Below are 18,111 nucleotides of genomic sequence, written 5' to 3' on the forward strand. Positions count from 1 at the left end.
ACCATGTTAAGCGAAAAAGAAAGAAATATTGTAGATTACCTTTCGAGTAGAGGACAAGCGACCTCAGATCAAATATCTAAAGACTTAGGAATGGATTACAGTTCTGTACTTAGCCTGCTTGAATTGCTTAAGTCTAAAGGTATAGTGGACATCGAAGTTAACGAAGAGGAAGAAGTTGAGCTCACTGAGGAGGGAAAGGAAAGGGCAACGAAAGGTTTACCTGAGGAAGTTTTAATTAATGAGATATTGAAAGGAAAAGAGGTCAAGATTAACGACGTTAAGGATAAAATGGGAGAAGACTTCAAAATAGCGATAACTTGGGGTAAGAAGAAAAACCTGATTGAGGTTAAAGGAGGAGTTGTAAAACCTAAGGTAGAACACTATGTTTCTCCAGAGCTAGAAACTCTCAGAAACCCAAATCCGAATTCTCCTTTCATCGACGTTCTTGTTAAGAGGGGGCTCCTAAAGAAGGGCAAGAAGGTAATAGCCAAAGTTACGTTATTGAAACCAATAGCTAGCCAGACAGAGATGATAACGACGTTAACGCATGACATATTAGTTAACGAAAGCTGGAAGAACAAGGAGTTTCGCCCCTTCAACGTTGAGGCTTTTCCTCCCTTTTTCCCTTTAGCTAAAAAGCACTTCTTCAAGGAATTTCTAGACAAACTGAAGGACGTAATGGTAGGACTTGGATTTAAGGAAATAGTAACTGACTACATAGAGATAGAATTTTACAACTTCGACCTCCTATTTCAGCCACAAGATCATCCTGCAAGGGAAATCCACGATAGTTTCTCTATAAAAGGAAATGGTAACGTGAAGGATAGTAATCTCATAAGCAACGTAAAGGAGATGCATGAAAAATGGTGGAAATATACATGGAACCCAGATATCTCTAAAAGGCTATTGCTGAGGAGTCACACAACTGCTACAACTGCAAGGACATTAGCTAGTAGACCTACTCCACCATTTAGATCCTTTACTATAGGAAAGGTTTTCAGGCCTGATGCGATAGATGCCACACATATACTGGAATTTCATCAACTAGATGGATTAATAATAGAGGAAGACTTCAGCTTCAAGGATCTGTTAGGGGTCTTGAAGGAAATCTTTGCAAGGATAGGCATTGAGAAAGTAAAATTTAAGCCAGCTTACTTCCCCTTCACGGAACCCAGTGTAGAGGCATACGGCTTAATAGGAAAACTTGGGTGGGTTGAGTTAAGCGGAGCTGGAATGTTAAGGCCTGAAATTCTAGAAGCAGTAAAAGTGAAAGGAAGGGCGGGAGCTTGGGGTTTAGGAATAGAAAGATTAGCTATGCTTTACACTGGAACAGACGATGTGAGGAAGCTCTATTCATATGACATAGAATATCTTAGGGACAGAAAGGTGAGCTTAAGATGGTAACTATAAATTTAAATAGAGAAAGATTATTAAAAAAATTAAATTTAAGAGAGGATGAGCTAGAAGATTTATTATTTAACTTAAAGTCTGAGTCTAAAGTTTCTGGAGATTCTATAGAAATAGAAGTAAACGCTGATAGACCGGACCTATTCTCATCTGACGGACTTAAGAGGGCAATTGATGGGTTAAAGGAGAGAGCAGTCGGGGAACCTAAGTATCCCGTTTTTGAATCAGACTATGAATTAAAAGTAGAAGAGGTTAGGAAAAGACCATATGCTATAGCTGCCATAGTTAAGGAAATAAAGCTAGACGAAGAGTATTTAAAGGAAATAATTCAGTTACAAGAGAAATTACATGCCACAATAGGGAGAAAGAGAAAGAAAGTAGCTATAGGAATTCACGACTTAGGTAAAATAACTAGCAAAACTATCGTTTACAAGGAAGTTCCGTTGGATTACAAATTCGTCCCATTAGGTGAAAGAAGGCTACTTGAGGTTAAGGAAGTATTACAGTCAACTAACCAAGGAAAGGAATACGGTAACATTTCAATAGACCAAGATAGGGGAACTATGCCTGCTATAATGGAAGAAAATGGAAACGTAATGAGTATTCCTCCTGTAATTAATTCGGAGCATACAAGGATAACCCAAAAAAGTAAAGATCTTTTCATAGACGTAACTGGAACCTCTTTACATGCAGTTCTTCAAACGATAAATATACTCATATCTAATTTGGCTGAGGGAGGAGGTAAAATCTATTCAGTTAAAATACATTCTAGAGACAGAATTGACATCATGAAAAGGGAAGAGTTAGTAATCGATAAATTAAGGGTACAAAAAGTATTAGGTCTAAGATTAGATGAAAAAGAAATACAGCACCTTTTAGCTAAGGATAGAATAGATTATTTCCTTGAGTCTAGCTCAATAATAATACCTCCTTACAGAGTAGACATCATTAGAGACGAGGATATTGCGGAAGATATAGCAATGATGTATGGATATTCCAAGATAGAGCCACAAAGATTTGTTAGCTATAAATTAGGAACGTATGATAATATCACATTAATAGAAAGAACTATTAAGGAGTTGAGTATAGGTGCCGGATTCCAGGAAGTTTTCACATATGTATTGACCAAAAAGGACAACTTGATTGGAGATTATGTAGTTATAGAAAATCCTATTTCTGATGAATACAATGCAGTTAGAAATTCACTAATACCAGTCATATTAGACTTCTTATCTAAAAATCAGCACTCTAGATTTCCTGTAAAAATATTTGAAAGCGGAGATATTGTAGTTAGAAACAAAGACAATGAAACTGGATATAAGAACGAAAGAATGCTTACCATTGCATTAATGGATTCTAAGGCTGGATACGAAGAGATACAGTCACCATTACATCAGATTCTGCTCAATCTTTCAATCCAACCTAAATATTCAAGTAAGGAGTCGCCTTACTTCATTAAGGGAAGAAGTGCATCGGTGATAATAGGAAATAATGAGGAGATAGGTTCCTTGGGAGAGATAAGGCCAGAGCTGTTAAAGAAATTCGATATAAAATACCCCGTTGCTATAGCTGAAATATCTCTGAATAAAATTCTACCCCACGTTTATTGAGGAGAAACTCCAAACTTTTCCTTAATTTTTTCTTCTAATTCCTTTCTACAGCTCTTAACTAAATCCACTATTTTGTCCCTTGAAGGCGAGCTTCCTGCAATTTGAATTTCCAATTCTGGATCTAACAATTCTCTTCCTTTTGGATGAGATTTTACATAAAGGTTATATTTTTTTACTATTTCCTTAATTACTGACGCTAATGAAGATTCCCCAACGCCTTTAATAGTAAAGGATTCCTCGTAATAGAAAACGTTTGGCTTAACCTTTAAGTGAGTTAAAATAAAATTCTCTAAAACATTCTCCATCTCCCGCGGTACTCCAGGCGTACAAAGGAATTGAATACCTTTATATTCAAAAGTTACACCCGGAGCTATACCCTCGTCATTTCTGACCGGCATTGCCCCGTGAGGTAAATATGCCATCTTTTCCCTTTCTTCAGTGAGTGGAAGACCTTTCTTAGAGTACTTTTCTTTTATCATAGCCAGAGCTTCTTGGTTAATTTCCAAGCCTAGATTCAGCGCGTTCCCTATGGATTCTAAAGTTTTATCATCGTAAGTTGGACCTAAGCCCCCAGAGGTAACTATCAGGTTCGGATTCTTTCTAATAGAATCGACTATAGTCTGTTTGATGTCCTCTTCATCGTCTCTGATAGCTATTATCCTTTTTACCATAAATCCAATTGAAGTTAATCTCCACGCTATATGTGACGCATTTGTATTGATGGTCCTTCCAATTACTACTTCATTTCCTATTGTTATGATCTCAGCTATAGCCATTTCCACGGATTTATAAACTGAAACTTTAACTAAAATATTCAATGGTTAACTATCAATCTTTCCTAGGAATAGAAACGTCCCTCTTAAAAAGCTCTGAGATCAGGGACTTACTTAAGTTAACTGAGGGTAAAAAAGTCATAAGCCTAGCAGGAGGTCTTCCAGATCCGTCCACCTTTCCTTCAGAGGATATAAGAAAGATCACCGATGATATAATAAGGGATGAGTCAGCTCAAGCTCTACAATATTCCACTACTTCTGGAGTTATGAGCTTCAAAAAGGAACTAGTAAACCTTTCTAAGATGAGAGGAATTTCCTCTATAAATGAGGATAACATTTTCGTGACAGTAGGTAGCCAAGAAGCATTGTTCATGATATTTAACATTTTCATAGACAAGGGAGACTATATAGCAGTAGAAAATCCATCTTATTTAGCTGCTCTCAATATATTGAGGGCTAGGCAACCTAACTTCATAGGAATAGATGTAGATCCACAGAAAGGAACTAACTTAGATCAACTTGAAGCCAAACTTAAGGAGTTAAAAAGAGAAAATAAAAAACTAAAAATGTTTTACGTCATACCAACAGCTCAGAACCCTGCAGGTACTACAATGAACTTTGATGACAGAAAGAGACTGTTAGATTTAGCTTCTGAGTATGATTTTATAATAATGGAAGATGATGCATATGGTTTCCTAGTGTTTGAGGGAGATTCTCCTGCACCCCTTAGAGCTTTAGACAAGGAAGGTAGAGTTATATATACTAGCACTTTTAGCAAAATACTCTCTCCTGGACTAAGGCTAGGTTGGGTGGTAGCTGAAAACGATGTTATAAAGGAGCTGGAAATATACAAGCAAAACGTAGACCTCCACACACCTACCCTCCCACAATATATCGCTAGGGAAGCAATAAAGAGAGGCGTGATAATGAACAATTTACCTAAAGTAAAATCTACATACATAGAAAAAAGAGATGTAATGCTAAGTGCTATTGAGGAGAACTTCCCTAAGGAGGCTAAGTGGAGCCATCCCGTGGGCGGGATGTTTGTGTTCTCCTGGTTGCCAGAAAAGATAAATGCAACGAAGATGCTCGAGAAGGCAATGAATAGGGGTGTAGCATATGTGCCTGGCGCCAGCTTCTATCATGACTATAGCGGAAAGAATACCATGAGATTAAACTTCAGCTATCCCTCAAAGGAAGAATTGAAAAAAGGTGTAGAAATACTATCTAAGGTAATCAAGGAAGAATTCTCAAATTCTTAAACGCCTCCTCTACCTTAATTATCGTACCAATAGTGCTAGAAGGTATAGAAGATATTATGTCGCCTGAAAATGGAATATTTTCTTCTAATATTTTTCTTCCTATTTTCTTTAAAATTAGGTAATCTTCATCATTGATCTCGTTAATGGGAACAATTTCTATATCTCGACTTAAAATCAACGGCCAGCTATTCATTATCTTTGGCATGAAAATTTTTCCTGTGCTTCTTAAAAGTCTAGGTGCAACCAAGCGTGCCCATGATCTAGTAGTTGAAATAATAATATTATCCCACTTTTTATCAAGGTTGCTAATTATCTCCACACCAAACTGCTTAAAAGGTAAGACGTTCCCCTCAGTAAATACTCCAATTTCACTTACATAATCCTTTAAAATAGCGGATGTAATTAGAGATACTAACCCCCCTCCAAGCATCAGTAAGGTTCCTCCATTTATTCTTTCTTTTACCTTTCTAGCGAAGCTAACAAATGGCAACAATAGAGCCTCTTCTTGAACATCTCCTGGAATTACTTCAATTGAATCGTAAGGCACATTAGCCTCCTCCGATAGAAGTCCGTTCAATTCCGTTCCTATACCTCCATAAGCGGAATATGGAGTAACGAGGATCCTCCTACCCCTTAAGCTAGGATCCACCTCTAAACCCGTGTCTTTTACTTTACCTATGCCAATACTACCTATGATAGTAGAAGGTTTTATCCATATAATTCCTAAGTAAACTGCGTTTTCAATACCGTTCAAGAGAACAGAGCAAGGGTGTAGAGCAACAAAATCCTTGTTAATTTCTTTGGGCGGAAGATCCTTTGCAATAATACCTTGATCGAAAACTACCGCCTTCATCCTGAATCTTAAGACCCTTTATTTTTAAATTTTTCACTTTAAAAAGAAGTTGTGGAAAGGGTTTTTCACAACCTAAGCAAGGGTGCGAGGTATGACATTCTCTCCATTCTTCTTGAAAGACGGGGGAAAAAGGAATTAGCTACAGAGCTCGGGGTTTCCCCAGCACTCATAACAAAGTATATTAACAAGGTAACTCATCCTAGCGACGAGGTAATGTCGAAAATTTATGAAATATCTCAAGAGGATGAAAGGAAAAGAATAAACAGGATAATTATAAATGACATGGTTGAAAGCCTTCTGACTCTGGTTCAGAACGTCGACATAGAGGAGATAGCCGACAATGAAGAACTCAAAAAGTTAAAAGAAATTTTAAGTCAAATAGAAAACCATAACTTGTTAAGATCTTTTAGCTTCGTATAATGGACACGCTATACATAGCTCTGGGAACTTTAAAACCGAAATCCTCTTTATGCCGGTTTGTTCTAATGTTACTGCTTCAGCTGGGATGCCAAGTTTCTCAGGCTCGTTTACGTTCCATGCGGAGCATGCATCATTTTCCATATGTCTGCACGTCCTGGACTTCCACATTCCCTGAGATCTGGCAATGTTCAGCCACGTGATGCTCTTAGCTATGTTGTCTATCTTTTCGTTGAGTCTGGAGTGATCTATGTCGTTGTTGTCCCTTAGGCTCTTTATCTCTTCTTTTAACTCCTTTAATTCTAACTCCAGATCAGATGCAGACAATAGTACAATACTAGGTTTTAGATTTTCTTCTAAAGTACTCATGACATTTGTCTTAACTCAAATCCTTTTTAAGTGAATCAGCATATAGATGAGAGATTGTCATGGTGAAGGACATTTACAAGCCCAAGGTCAAAGCACTAACAGATATATGGAGTATAATAATGCAGAAACCAGATTCTTATAATAGAGAAAAAGCAAAAATCCTTTTAGAGGAAAAATATAAAAAAGAAGGTATTTTACCATTTAGAGGCTTTAATGCAAACGACGTTTATGAGAAGGAGTTATCTAGCCTATATGTAATAGGCAAATATGGCCTAGGCCTTGATGAGGAAGCGGAATCTCTGTTTTCTAGAGTTTTTTACGTAGAGGAAAATTACGAAAAGATAGAAACTATTATAAGGCATGGTAATCCTAAAGAAGCTTTCGAGGCGGCAGAAAGGAGCAAGGATTCCCTTGCTAGATCTCTCAGGCTCCTTTTCACCATGGTGGTCTTCTCCTTAGCTGAGGAGGATATCTTACTGAATGACCTTAGAACACTTTTTAATTCAGATACTGACGAAATAAAACATACTGCTAAGAGCTTTTCCAGGTTTTATACTGCTTTTAGGCTTGCTGAGGGCATAGCTGAAGGAACAATAAGAGATAAGTACACATTTATTGCCAGTAAGAAGGCAATTTCAATAAAAATAGGGATAGATTATCCTTTACCCAGAGAAGATTACGTTGCTCTGATATCATCTAACGTGTTTGACGTCAAAGATAAAGTTATCAACAGAGTATTAGGAGTTAAGGTGCCACAAAGAAATTTTTAAGAAACTAACAAATTATAATTAACGATGCAAAACCTATCGCCAACCCAGAGGGAAATACTACTAGCTCTAGTGGATTTATACACGAAAAAGAAAAAGATGATAAAAAGCAAAGAAGTAGCAGACGTTATAAACAAGGACGAAGGTACCGTAAGAAACATCATCCTGAGTCTAAAGGTTCTGGGACTCATAGATTCAAAGCCCGGTCCAAATGGAGGATATATGCCAACTCTGAAGGCTTACGAGGTTATTAAAAACCCGGTAATCACACCAATGTTGGATAAGTTAAGTCTGTATAAAGGTATGATGGAAACTGATATAAAAATAAATCATATAGAAATTCTAGATATTACAAATCCAATGGCAAATAAGGTATTGTTGGACGTTGAAGGGGATCTAAGGAAACTTAAGGTTGGAGACCCAGTAAGGTTAGGTCCTACTCCATACAGCAGACTAGTTATTGAAGGAATAGTGCTGCATTCTGACGAAGAAAGCAGGGAAATAATAATAGACGTTAAAAGAATGATAAGCATTCCCAAGGAAAAGGTTAAGAATCTGATTTCTAAGAAACTGGTCGTCCTGAGACCTTACTTTACTCTAAAGGAAGCGTCAATTAATCTATACAAAGAAGGAATTAGAGGAGCGCCCGTTCTAGGCGAAAAAGAAGAAATACTAGGAATACTAACAACTGCAGATATTATAAAAGCCTTCTTCGAAGGAAATTTCGAAGCCAAGGTGTCAGACTACATGAAGAGACAAGTAATAACAATATCTAGTGAAGACGATGTACTAGACGCTATAAAGAAAATGATAATATATAACGTTGGTAGACTAATAGTTCTAGATTCCGATGGAAGGGCTGTAGGTATAGTAACTAGGACCGATATACTGAAAGCAATTGCAGGTTTAGAAGGATTATGGGTACCTTAAAGGAAAAATGTGGAATAGTTTCAGATAACGACATCATAGAAATATCTAATTTAGGCGGAATTTTTGAATTTCAATGCGATCCAGTAGAGCTATACAAAGCACTTCACAGGAGGGAGAGGATCATAGCTTTATTTCATACTCATCCTTTTAGTAAATGCTGTTACCCTAGCAGCACTGATAAAATAGGAATGGAATTATGGAGAGTACCTTGGATAATAATTGGGGAAAAGTGCATAAGGGCATTCAGATTAGACGGAGGTGTAGTCGAGATTGACATCAATACCCTTCTCTCGCAAGAACTCTACAACAGACTCATGAAGCTTTTTGAGTAATTGACGTTTATCTTCCGCAAGAACTACGTCGTAATGTTCCTTCAATAACATTGAATGAGAGAATGGACTAGGTATGCTATTAGGTCCTATAACTTTGAGCTCTATTTCGTTGTTTTGAATCTTTTCTAAAACCTCCATTGCCCTTGTTATATCCATATGATCTTCCAAGATTTCCCTTATAGTCTCCTTTAGAACTGGAAATCCGCCTAGTTCTTTTACTATCCCAAGTAGAACTTCGGAGTTAATTTGTCTCCTCTCAAGATTAGTCTTACGACCTTTATATCGCCTCAGTAACATGAACGACCTCTCAGCAGAATGTCTAAACCTTCTACGCATCATTTCAGTCCTCAATATTACGTCACTGAGTTCCTCATAAAAAGTTTCCAATTTTAACTTTTGAAAGACGCTAGATATATCATAGTCAATTTTTTTGGTATTGTAATTATAAATCCGTTATCCAGAACCGAAAGCTTAACGTCCTCTTTTAGATCTTTTGTTACTATTTGAGCTACTCCTCTAGATATAGCATCAAGAGCCCTTCTACCAAAAATTGCGTGAAAGATGAAATTGCGCCTACCTTCCTCGTCATCGAAGATTTCAATTAATACCAACTTATCCGAAGGTATAATTCCATTTGTGAAATAAAACATTTCCAAGATATAATAGTAAAGAGAAATTGAAGAATATTTATTTAATTTTAGTGACTTACTTATCCAGTCTACAATTTCCTCCCTGCTAATACCCGATTCTATCATTTCCTTGACTGTCCTTCTGAACTTTCCTATTTCCACTGCTGACTCGTAAGCTAAAGGCAACATTTCCGAGAACCAACTAGGAACAGTGGGTCTTTGACCTTCCGCCGGTCTCACTATAACTGATAGACCTTTGCTAGATAAAAATTGATAAGTTCTACCTCCTAAGACGAAGACGTCACCAGGAGTTAACATTTCTACAAATTCCTCCTCAAGATTTCCTACATATCTACTGTTCTCAGTCATTACTGGAACTACTGCCTCGTCTGGAATTGTCCCGCTATTCATATAGAAAATCATTCTCATGCTCCCCTTCGGTTTAATGTTACCTTCCTTATCTAAGGAAATCTTAGAGTAGACGTTCCTTTGTTCGAGTCCATATTCCCCTAAAAGGTAATTTAGAACAAGTTCATAATCTTGTTCAGATAAGGTTGAATAGGAATATGAATTGCTTAATATTTCGTATAACTTATTCTTGTGAATTCCTTTTGATACTATTGTAGCTGCAATTATAGCTTGAGAGAGAACGTCCAAAGGATTTCTGGGAATGTGAACGGCATCAATCTTCTTTTCCCTAGCTAGCTCGGCTAAAACGCTACACTCAACCAAGTCGTCCCTATCCACAACGATCATCCTTCCCTTGCTAATTGACCTTATATGGTGACCTGCCCTACCTATACGTTGTAATAACCTGCTAACACTCTTTGGGCTACTTAAAAGAATAACTACGTCAATATAACCTATATCTATTCCTAACTCCAGACTAGTAGAAGAGATAACTACCTTAAGTTCACCTCTCTTCAACTTCTCTTCCACTTCTAACCTTACGTCTTTACTCAAGGAGCTGTGATGAGCCTCGATGGCGTCCTCTGAAAGTATCCCCTTCAGTTTAGCTATTTTCCTTAACTTATACGAGACGTTTTCCGCTGCGTGCCTAGTATTAGTAAATATCAGAGTTGTTCTATGTTTTTGAACCTCTTCAATTATTGAATTATATATTCCTTCTTCAATTTTACTTTCAGATTCATGAACCAAATCCCTGACAGGTGATATAACCTTGAGATCTACTGGTTTCACAAATCTAGCGTCGATTATTTGGCAATCGTTGTTCTTACCTACAAGGAATTTAGCTATATCCTCTAAAGGCGACACTGTTGCGCTTAGGCCTATTCTTGTCACTTTGTTCTTAGCAATAAGATTCTGAAATATCTCTAACATTGAAGATAAATATGAGCCCCTCTTACTTCCAGCTATTTCATGAATTTCGTCTACTATAATCCATCTAACATCTTGAAGATTTTGACTAAACTTTGGAGAAACCATAGATATTGCAAAAGATTCTGGAGTAGTAATTAGAATATGAGGAGGAAGTTTGACCATCTTCTGCTTCTCGTAAGATGATGTATCACTTGTTCTAACCCCTATTCTAAGCTGAGGTAACCTAGGAACTTTTTCCTTAAGTTCGTTTAGAGGTGATAGTAAGTTGGCCTTCATATCGTTATTAAGGGCCCTTAGGGGAGAGATGTAAATTGCATAAACCTTATCCTCAAGTTTGCCCTCCTCTCCCAACTCAAATAAAGTGTCCAAGATGCCTAGAAATGCTGACAATGTCTTTCCACTACCGGTTGGGCTTGAAACCAAAACATTCATACCTTTCTTTATAAGCGGTATGGATGCCTTCTGAGGAGGGGTAAAGGAACCATATTTCTCCTTAAACCATGAAGCTACATAAGGCCTTAAAATCGAAAAGACAGTTTCATCGTCCTCAAACTTCGCGTAGTTGACAGTCATTTAAAGAATCCCTTAACTTGGGGAAGTTATAAGTTGATATTCTATTATTCTTTCATATAAGAGAAACTAGTAAATATATACCCTGAAGAGTAATAGAGAAGCCAAAGACCAACTAAATAGTAGTGAGATAAAATTAAGAAGAGACCGCCTAAAAGGAACAGAATACCTATCAACATAACTAAAGATACTATTAGGTAATATTTTCTGCTAACGCTCATTTTCTTCCCCTTAGGAGTAACAACGTAGGTTCTCTTTCCTAAAAAACCCTTAATTAAACTGAAAAGAATAAAGGGGGATATGGCTACTGTGTAAGCTGAAATCTTACCTAAAGATCTAAGTGAATCGAAAATAGAAATATTAAGCTCCCTAGCAGATCTAACGTAAATTATTGCATAAAGTGATATAGAAACGAGCCAAAGTATAAATAAGGGAGAAAAAAGAGGGTCTGGCAAATGTAAAAATGGAATAAATGGAAGTAATATTGAAGCTAAGAACGTAAGCCCTATAGGGAAATATTGCAAAAGATACAACATCATTTCTATTTTCTTATGAAACTTTAGATTAGAATGAATGATGTAAGTAAATCTGTTCTTAAGAACCTCAGTAGTTCCCATAGCCCATCTTGTTTGTTGAACGTAAAAAGAAACAAAATTGTTAGGAACTTCCACAAATATTGGAGAGTCACTGGCACATATCTTGTAACCCATGCTAGTCAGTCTAGTTCCTATTTCCAAATCGTCCTGAATCATATTATAATCCCACCCTCCTACCTTATTCAAACATCCCCTTTTATAGAGAGTTCCAGAACCTACTGGAAATACGTTAAATCCTGCGGCATGTCTACCTAGAAGCATTACCATGCTACCTAAATTGGTTGATACTAGAAGGCCCTTAACTAATGACGAAAGAGAGTCCTGAGAATATCCCATCCACTTTAACGATACAGCGTCGCAACCAAGTGTAAGCATTCTAGAGTATGCTCTATATATAGAGTCAGGATTCAACCTGGAGTCTACGTCTAATGTAATAATAAGATCTCCCTTTGACCTCTCTAAACCATATGAAAGGGCGCCGCTCTTAAAGCCTAGCTTTTTTTCCCTCAAGAACACTTTCACTGAGAAGGGAAGCTCTTTAGTTGATAACGAGTTCTCTAGTTGCCTTACAAATTCTTTGTCATCATCGGATACGATAATAACTTCTATTCTTCTTAAGTCCCATTTAAATTCCATTACATTATCCAACAGTCCAATTATAGTCGAGATATTCTCCCCTTTAGTTGGAACTATGATAGAGAGAAACGGAAATTCCTTTATATTTACATTACTTGATAATATTTTCTCAGCTTTCTTATACATATAATACAAGAATATTTGATTTAGAAGTATCAATGATGGTATCAATAAAATGAAGATCTGTATTACGAAATCTATTAAAGGCATTCAACAGAGATTAAATATTTGGGAATAATAAAGTCATATGTGTGCCTCGTGCTCTTAGGAGGAAAAAGTAGTCCTTTCTTGGCTATCTCTAAAACATACTCTTTAGTTAATATAGGAGGCTTAAGTCCATGTTCTTGATTTTTCTGGACGCAGAAGCCTATGCTACTTAGATAGTTTTCCAGAGAATCCAGTTTCCAATAAAGTGAATAGAGATTATCTTCGCAAATTCTTATTTTTTCATATTCAGCACAGAACTTCCCTTCAGATTGAAAATTTTTTATTATGGTTTTAGCTAATAACTCAGGAGAAAAATATCTTCTCCAGCCATATACTTTAACCGTTGGACTATCATAATCAACTAACATAACGGGTATCCTTCTGTAACCCAAGGACCTAAGTGCAGCTAGCCTATGGTGCCCATCGATTACTAAAAGTGTTTTAGAATCAACAATAATAGGAGAAACCTTTTTAGATTTTAATATTTCCTGAAGAGATCTTTCAAAATTTTGATAGTTTATATCCTCATGTCTAAGTAACTTGTCTGCCTCAATCCTAGTTACCCCTTCTCTTGTAAAATTCACAGCAATAATTAATAGGACACATAGAACATAAAGGTTTATTTGACTTACATGTCCTTCTTCCGTGAGTTATTAGAAGGTGATGAGCCCTTAGAAAGTCACAATCTTTAAAGAAAAGCTTTAACTTTGATGAGACTTCCTCATATGGATCTTTCTCTTTCGATACTCCTAACCTAGCTGCTATTCTTCTAATATGTGTATCAACAGGAAAGGTAAGATAATTTCTACAAGTCAAAAGTACTACGTCGGCAGTTTTACAACCTACTCCAGGTAACGACATGAGAATTTTCTTTGCCTCATCTAAGGGTTTATTTAAGACACACCAGAGATTACCATTGTACGTGGAAATAAGTATTCTAGAAATTTCTATTAAACGACTTGCTTTAGATTTATTTAGTCCTGAAAACCTTATACATTCTGATACTACCTGAGAGTCTGCTATAGATAGGCTCTCTGCACTGATGCCTACCCTTTTCTCTAAAGTGACATATGACTTATATGTGGACCTATCTGTGGTATTTTGAGATAATATTGTGGCCACTAAAACCTTGAAAGGGTCATGAGTCTTTAACCAAACATCATATGCTACGAACTCTTGAGGTTTGATATCAGAATAATAAGAGTTCAACTTGTTAAATATCTCAGCACCAGAACAATTATCCATAAGGCAGAAAAACATCAATTCCACTTTATGTTTTGCGTTTCATATAATCTCCATTGTAAATTGAAAAAGCAACACTTTGCAAAAAGCCTTAAAAGGAAAAACTCGCTAAGATCGAAATTGATGTACGAAATAAAGGTAGTATTACAATCGATACGGGATGGTTACGTTAATCCTGGGGATGTAGTTGCTAGATCAGGTTTACCAAGATACGAGGTTCTTTCAGTTTTTCATGTTCTAGAGGGGCTTGGGTTAATAGAGACAATATATTCAAGAGGTTCCCACAAGGTGTACAAACTGACGCATAAAGGTGAGGATATCTTAGAGGGTTTAGAAAACGGGTATAAGATAAACCTTGTAGTAGATAAAGACAACCAGATGGATTCAGACTTTAATGCATCCTCATGATCTGTTAGATGAAAAAACAAAGAGATAACCATTAGCACAAATTCCTAGAGTAGTGACTGTTTGATTTTCAGGTACGACTGAAGATAGTCTTATCATCCCATCTGGTCCTATACTTAGAGAAACTGGAAATGATTTAGAATTTAAGTAAATTTTGGTAATATTGATAGGGTAGTTTCCATAGTTGTATATGAAGATATGGTAAGGATCATTTCCTAGGTATATAGTATTTAATTTAGTATGTATAATTACTTCATCTTGTGTATAATTTTTTTGAGATAGATTAACAGATGAATTATGAAATTGATTGTAATATATCATTAATGGAGGTATTAGTGATAGCGTAATTGCTATCACTATTAAGGTTGAAAAAATTGAAGATAATCCCTTTGTATTGAAGATCATCCTACTCCACCGTAGCTGGTACATTTTCCGTTTCGCTGAAAGGTTGTCCTGAAGATGTAGTACCCTCAATAGTCACAGTGTAATAACTTCCAGCAGCATAAGTTCCAGTTAGAGGTATAGAGCCTTGTACCGATTGACTTGGGTTAAGCGTTATTCCACCAGATAAAGGAATAGAAGAGCTGTAAGCCGAACCTCCTTGTATTATTACCTTGCTAAGAGTAACTTGGATGTTGCCATCGTTTGTAAAACTGTAATCTAAATAACCGTTACCTGATGTGGGATTCACAATGAGCGTTATACTGGAGGAGACGTCAACTTGATGGGTTAGGTTACCGAACATTCCAGTGGAGTAAGCATAGAGAAGCCCACCTAGAACTAGTGTTATTGAAATAACCATTATTGTACCTAACATGGAGGATATTGCCTTTCTTGACTTCATGGTTCACCCGAAAAAAGGGCATAATTAAAGCGAAAGTGGGATAAACGAAACTATTAGAGTAGTTACCGTTGTAACCAGCAATAAAGGGAAGTTGAAGATTGTAAGCCTCGATATTTTAGAGTAAAGTATTTCTAAAGTCAGAACATAGATCCCTATTACATTTAATAGGAACTTACTGTTAAAATTTAAGAATGAGAAAGAATATAAGGAGAAATGGAGAATCAAAGGAGTTAATACAGATATGAAAGTGAAAAGTTGAAGATTTCTTTTCATCGAATTCCTCATGTTTAAGATATCTTGAACTGTAGAAGACATCTCTATGAATACCTTCTCGTCAATGAAACCTAATATGTTAATCCTCCTTAGTGCTTCAAGAAACGCATTAAAGGTCCAAGAAGGAGAACAGATGAACTCATCTTTTTTGTCCAAAGTTTTGACGAAAGAAATTAGGTAATCTTTTGTTATATCATTGGAAGAACTCTCGATGATCCTTAAGATAGATCCCCTTAAACTGTAGCCCACCCTCGTATAATCTGAAAGTCTATCAAGAAGTGATGGCAACTTTTCCATTAAAGAGTCTGCCTTCCTCATTTGGAGATAAAACGGGAAGGACAAGAAAACCATAGCTAGCATGATAGCATAAACCGGGTATCCTAAGACAAGAAGCGGAATAGCAAAACCTATAGATAAAGCAAAAAACGGTATGAACTCTCTAAGTTTAAACTTTATCAAATAATCTGAACTTGGTTGGAAAGACGTAATTGCAAAGTAAAATAAGGGCGAAACTAATAAAGGAGCTATTAGTTGAGTAACGTTTAGTCCATTGTTAAATGCTAATTGAAATGATATTAACATTATAGGTAATAAAAGGAAAAATGAAAAGAGTATCTCAGATAGGTCAGAAGACCTCTGTATGTAAGTTGAATAATTCTCTTTGAGCCGGTTCATCACCTTCTCGAGGGTCTGTCTAGCCCTCAAACTTAAGGATACACCTATTGATTCAGAGTCAATAAAATCGCTGTATATTGAACCTAAAATGTTGCGTTTGTGTAGTCTACTTCTATTAACTATTGCCCTTGAAGTAGAAATTCCATTTAATTTAACACTCTTTTCCAGGAGAACCGCTTCCTTGGAGATTCCTTTCAAAATTTTAGAGCCTTTAATGCTTTCTATGCACTGGTAAAGAGATTTCCCCAGGATACTATCTATATATAGCAACGTAACGAATATTGGAATTTCCTTTTCGATTTCTTTAATCAATTCTTCTTTTTTACTCTTCTCTAAAAGAATTGGATGAAAAATTATGAACAATGGCAGAATCAAGGTGAAGAGAAATATTAATTCAACCATAAATGAAAGAAATAATGAGATAGAGACAGTAATAATAGATAATATTAAATATTTATCAAATTTTTTACAATAATTATTAATATCGTTACCAGTTATTTTCATATCTTCGTTAAGTTTTTTGCTAAAAAGATTGCATATTCTAGAAGTTATTGCTTCAAGCATTCCAATCACCTAAATAGAACTTTCTTACAGACGCTGATACTTCAGATGAGGAAGAGATATTGGAATTCTCTAATTCTTCAAGAAATTTCAGTCTCTTTTCCAATTCTCCCCTTACATCTTGGTTTGAATAACCAAACGTCCTTCTTATAAAGCTTAGCCTATAGGACGAACTGATTAAATCTTCTATTGAGCTAGGAATTAATCCTTTGTCAGCCTTCCACGTGAAAACTTTCTTGAACTTCACTTTCCTCTTTTCTGTAAAAGCCTCATAAAATGAGACTAAAACTCTATTATTTATATTATCCTTCCCCTTTCTAACTCCTAGGACAGCTAATCCCCAGAGATTTTGCAGGAATAGCTTTGCCATCTCTGGAGTAAGTAAACTAGAGATTCTAGTTACTGCCTCGTTCGGGGTACCAGCATGAAATGTAGCTAAAGACCCATGCCCAGATGCTGAAGCGTGAACTAGTGCCTCTATCTCCCTACCTCGAACCTCGCCTATTACTAAATAATCTGGCCTATAACGTAAGGCCAACTTGGATAGTTCGAAAAGTGATACATCAAAGCTGGAGTTTATACTAGTTCTGCTAAATAACCTTACCCAATTATCCTTAGCCAAGTTGATTTCTGGCGTATCCTCAATTGTAATTACCTTAGATAATGGATTAACCATGCCAAGTAACGAGTTAAGAAAGGTTGTTTTTCCAGTACCAGTTGGTCCAATGATCATTATAAAAGGTTTAAACTCCAATAAAAACCATATATAAGATAAAAATAATTTAGAAAATACATTATTTTTCATTAAAGATATGGAACTAATCGGTGAAAAGGGAAACTTCCTTATATCAAAGGTAGATCCAGGGAGACTTATTTCCTTAGATATAGTTGATGCTACTCTATGTCCTTCTGGTAGAGCAAATTCTAAGAATGGCCTAGCAAGATTAACTGACTTATCGGATTTATTTGCAAGTAGCTCTATGACATTTATTACATCCTCTTCAGATTTAAAAGTAATATTAGTATAAATTCTAGGAAATTTATTAATTTTTCTATGAACTACTGTTAAAGGCTGCCCAAATCCCCTACACTCTATTTCTTCTACATCAGGATCCAGAATAGGTACAGTAAGCGGGCCGTACAAAAATTTCTTTTTAATATAGTATAATATTTTATCATAACTTTCTTGACTTAAATTATCGTAATCCGATAAAATAGATAATATGTCCTGCATGTTAGTGACCTTGGAATCCACATAAAATTTCCTCATAAGCTCGTCAAGAATTCTAGCCTCCGTAGGAGTCAAATTCGGCTCTTTAACTATATATCTAGGGATTTGATCGTCCTCTATCTCAACTTCTACATCAAGTACCTTATAGCTAAGAAGAGAGCCCATGTGAAAAGGGTTAGTA

The 18,111-nt window shown here is 36.2% G+C and carries 18 protein-coding genes and 1 pseudogene; 8 read left to right on the top strand and 11 right to left on the bottom strand.

Annotation, left to right across the window (positions count from 1 at the left end):
• Positions 1 to 3 precede the first annotated feature (3 nt).
• Both pheS and pheT read left to right on the top strand, forming a co-directional pair.
• Positions 4 to 1,404, top strand: coding sequence for a phenylalanine--tRNA ligase subunit alpha (pheS, locus tag RQ359_RS11415; RefSeq protein ID WP_156016427.1), 1,401 nt, complete (start codon positions 4 to 6; stop codon positions 1,402 to 1,404).
• Positions 1,398 to 3,017, top strand: coding sequence for a phenylalanine--tRNA ligase subunit beta (gene pheT / locus RQ359_RS11420; RefSeq protein WP_156016426.1), 1,620 nt, complete (start codon positions 1,398 to 1,400; stop codon positions 3,015 to 3,017). Before pheS ends, pheT begins: the two co-directional genes overlap by 7 nt.
• Here the strand turns inward: pheT and RQ359_RS11425 are convergent.
• Positions 3,011 to 3,799: a nicotinamide mononucleotide deamidase-related protein gene (locus tag RQ359_RS11425; RefSeq protein ID WP_338116966.1), complete on the bottom strand. Its 789-nt coding sequence runs from the start codon at positions 3,797 to 3,799 to the stop codon at positions 3,011 to 3,013. The two genes, pheT and RQ359_RS11425, sit on opposite strands and share 7 nt — an antisense overlap.
• A gap of 35 nt (positions 3,800 to 3,834) precedes the next feature.
• Between RQ359_RS11425 and RQ359_RS11430 the strand changes: the two genes are divergently transcribed.
• Entirely contained in the window at positions 3,835 to 5,052 is a 1,218-nt protein-coding gene (locus RQ359_RS11430) for an aminotransferase-like domain-containing protein (RefSeq protein WP_054837680.1), read from the top strand.
• Here RQ359_RS11430 and RQ359_RS11435 read toward each other — a convergent pair.
• On the bottom strand, positions 5,027 to 5,905 hold the full coding sequence (locus RQ359_RS11435; RefSeq protein ID WP_156016425.1) for an MDR/zinc-dependent alcohol dehydrogenase-like family protein: 879 nt from the start codon (positions 5,903 to 5,905) through the stop codon (positions 5,027 to 5,029). The two genes, RQ359_RS11430 and RQ359_RS11435, sit on opposite strands and share 26 nt — an antisense overlap.
• 51 nt (positions 5,906 to 5,956) lie before the next feature.
• Between RQ359_RS11435 and RQ359_RS11440 the strand changes: the two genes are divergently transcribed.
• A complete protein-coding gene (locus RQ359_RS11440; protein ID WP_338116965.1) occupies positions 5,957 to 6,325 on the top strand; it encodes a helix-turn-helix domain-containing protein in 369 nt (122 codons plus the stop codon).
• On the opposite strand, the gene RQ359_RS11445 is transcribed toward RQ359_RS11440, so the two are convergent.
• The gene (locus RQ359_RS11445) at positions 6,302 to 6,691 is read right to left on the bottom strand and encodes a cupin domain-containing protein (protein ID WP_156016424.1); all 390 of its coding nucleotides are present in this window, start codon (positions 6,689 to 6,691) and stop codon (positions 6,302 to 6,304) included. The two genes, RQ359_RS11440 and RQ359_RS11445, sit on opposite strands and share 24 nt — an antisense overlap.
• A 59-nt stretch (positions 6,692 to 6,750) precedes the next feature.
• Between RQ359_RS11445 and RQ359_RS11450 the strand changes: the two genes are divergently transcribed.
• Genes RQ359_RS11450 through RQ359_RS11460 form a run of 3 tightly spaced genes read left to right on the top strand, consistent with a single transcriptional unit; the run spans position 6,751 to position 8,720 of the window.
• On the top strand, positions 6,751 to 7,461 hold the full coding sequence (locus tag RQ359_RS11450) for a DUF2192 domain-containing protein (RefSeq protein WP_156016423.1): 711 nt from the start codon (positions 6,751 to 6,753) through the stop codon (positions 7,459 to 7,461).
• Positions 7,462 to 7,485: 24 nt separating this feature from the next.
• Positions 7,486 to 8,388, top strand: a complete 903-nt coding sequence (locus RQ359_RS11455) for a CBS domain-containing protein (protein WP_156016422.1) — start codon at positions 7,486 to 7,488, stop codon at positions 8,386 to 8,388.
• Positions 8,376 to 8,720 carry a M67 family metallopeptidase gene (locus RQ359_RS11460; protein ID WP_054837683.1) on the top strand — a complete coding sequence of 115 codons (345 nt, stop codon included), beginning with the start codon at positions 8,376 to 8,378 and terminating at the stop codon, positions 8,718 to 8,720. The genes RQ359_RS11455 and RQ359_RS11460 overlap by 13 nt, the downstream gene beginning before the upstream one ends.
• Here RQ359_RS11460 and RQ359_RS11465 read toward each other — a convergent pair.
• The 4 genes and pseudogenes from RQ359_RS11465 to RQ359_RS11480 all read right to left on the bottom strand — a co-directional run bounded on the left by RQ359_RS11465 (position 8,637) and on the right by RQ359_RS11480 (position 13,944).
• Positions 8,637 to 11,263: pseudogene (locus RQ359_RS11465) on the bottom strand (ATP-dependent helicase). The gene RQ359_RS11460 and the pseudogene RQ359_RS11465 sit on opposite strands and share 84 nt — an antisense overlap.
• Before the next feature lie 44 nt (positions 11,264 to 11,307).
• Positions 11,308 to 12,702 carry a glycosyltransferase family 2 protein gene (locus tag RQ359_RS11470; RefSeq protein WP_156016420.1) on the bottom strand — a complete coding sequence of 465 codons (1,395 nt, stop codon included), beginning with the start codon at positions 12,700 to 12,702 and terminating at the stop codon, positions 11,308 to 11,310.
• Entirely contained in the window at positions 12,693 to 13,283 is a 591-nt protein-coding gene (locus tag RQ359_RS11475) for a ParB N-terminal domain-containing protein (protein WP_054837686.1), read from the bottom strand. Before RQ359_RS11475 ends, RQ359_RS11470 begins: the two co-directional genes overlap by 10 nt.
• Positions 13,255 to 13,944, bottom strand: coding sequence for an endonuclease III domain-containing protein (locus RQ359_RS11480; RefSeq protein WP_156016419.1), 690 nt, complete (start codon positions 13,942 to 13,944; stop codon positions 13,255 to 13,257). Before RQ359_RS11480 ends, RQ359_RS11475 begins: the two co-directional genes overlap by 29 nt.
• 120 nt (positions 13,945 to 14,064) lie before the next feature.
• On the opposite strand from RQ359_RS11480, the gene RQ359_RS11485 reads away from it, so the two are divergent.
• Entirely contained in the window at positions 14,065 to 14,349 is a 285-nt protein-coding gene (locus RQ359_RS11485; RefSeq protein ID WP_054837687.1) for a hypothetical protein, read from the top strand.
• On the opposite strand, the gene upsB is transcribed toward RQ359_RS11485, so the two are convergent.
• From upsB to RQ359_RS11505, 4 genes are read right to left on the bottom strand one after another with little or no spacing between them, the layout of a single operon-like run.
• Positions 14,344 to 14,775, bottom strand: coding sequence for a pilin subunit UpsB (upsB, locus tag RQ359_RS11490; RefSeq protein ID WP_156016418.1), 432 nt, complete (start codon positions 14,773 to 14,775; stop codon positions 14,344 to 14,346). The two genes, RQ359_RS11485 and upsB, sit on opposite strands and share 6 nt — an antisense overlap.
• Positions 14,753 to 15,190: a pilin subunit UpsA gene (gene upsA, locus RQ359_RS11495; RefSeq protein WP_054837688.1), complete on the bottom strand. Its 438-nt coding sequence runs from the start codon at positions 15,188 to 15,190 to the stop codon at positions 14,753 to 14,755. Before upsA ends, upsB begins: the two co-directional genes overlap by 23 nt.
• A 24-nt stretch (positions 15,191 to 15,214) precedes the next feature.
• Positions 15,215 to 16,702 carry a membrane pilin protein UpsF gene (gene upsF, locus RQ359_RS11500; RefSeq protein ID WP_156016417.1) on the bottom strand — a complete coding sequence of 496 codons (1,488 nt, stop codon included), beginning with the start codon at positions 16,700 to 16,702 and terminating at the stop codon, positions 15,215 to 15,217.
• Positions 16,695 to 18,095: a type II/IV secretion system ATPase subunit gene (locus RQ359_RS11505; protein WP_156016416.1), complete on the bottom strand. Its 1,401-nt coding sequence runs from the start codon at positions 18,093 to 18,095 to the stop codon at positions 16,695 to 16,697. The genes upsF and RQ359_RS11505 overlap by 8 nt, the downstream gene beginning before the upstream one ends.
• Positions 18,096 to 18,111: the final 16 nt, after the last annotated feature.

The organism is Sulfuracidifex metallicus DSM 6482 = JCM 9184, from assembly GCA_032834875.1.
GTDB lineage: Archaea > Thermoproteota > Thermoprotei_A > Sulfolobales > Sulfolobaceae > Sulfuracidifex > Sulfuracidifex metallicus.

Excerpts from the sequence above, each read along its gene's own strand:
- RQ359_RS11455 (WP_156016422.1), top strand. The coding sequence starts at position 7,486 with ATGCAAAACCTATCGCCAACCCAGAGGGAAATACTACTAGCTCTAGTG.
- RQ359_RS11435 (WP_156016425.1), bottom strand. The coding sequence starts at position 5,905 with ATGAAGGCGGTAGTTTTCGATCAAGGTATTATTGCAAAGGATCTTCCG.
- upsA (WP_054837688.1), bottom strand. The coding sequence starts at position 15,190 with ATGAAGTCAAGAAAGGCAATATCCTCCATGTTAGGTACAATAATGGTT.
- RQ359_RS11480 (WP_156016419.1), bottom strand. The coding sequence starts at position 13,944 with ATGGATAATTGTTCTGGTGCTGAGATATTTAACAAGTTGAACTCTTAT.
- RQ359_RS11505 (WP_156016416.1), bottom strand. The coding sequence starts at position 18,095 with ATGGGCTCTCTTCTTAGCTATAAGGTACTTGATGTAGAAGTTGAGATA.
- upsB (WP_156016418.1), bottom strand. The coding sequence starts at position 14,775 with ATGTACCAGCTACGGTGGAGTAGGATGATCTTCAATACAAAGGGATTA.
- RQ359_RS11450 (WP_156016423.1), top strand. The coding sequence starts at position 6,751 with ATGGTGAAGGACATTTACAAGCCCAAGGTCAAAGCACTAACAGATATA.
- RQ359_RS11445 (WP_156016424.1), bottom strand. The coding sequence starts at position 6,691 with ATGAGTACTTTAGAAGAAAATCTAAAACCTAGTATTGTACTATTGTCT.
- RQ359_RS11485 (WP_054837687.1), top strand. The coding sequence starts at position 14,065 with ATGTACGAAATAAAGGTAGTATTACAATCGATACGGGATGGTTACGTT.
- upsF (WP_156016417.1), bottom strand. The coding sequence starts at position 16,702 with ATGCTTGAAGCAATAACTTCTAGAATATGCAATCTTTTTAGCAAAAAA.
- RQ359_RS11460 (WP_054837683.1), top strand. The coding sequence starts at position 8,376 with ATGGGTACCTTAAAGGAAAAATGTGGAATAGTTTCAGATAACGACATC.
- RQ359_RS11470 (WP_156016420.1), bottom strand. The coding sequence starts at position 12,702 with ATGCCTTTAATAGATTTCGTAATACAGATCTTCATTTTATTGATACCA.
- pheS (WP_156016427.1), top strand. The coding sequence starts at position 4 with ATGTTAAGCGAAAAAGAAAGAAATATTGTAGATTACCTTTCGAGTAGA.
- RQ359_RS11430 (WP_054837680.1), top strand. The coding sequence starts at position 3,835 with ATGGTTAACTATCAATCTTTCCTAGGAATAGAAACGTCCCTCTTAAAA.
- pheT (WP_156016426.1), top strand. The coding sequence starts at position 1,398 with ATGGTAACTATAAATTTAAATAGAGAAAGATTATTAAAAAAATTAAAT.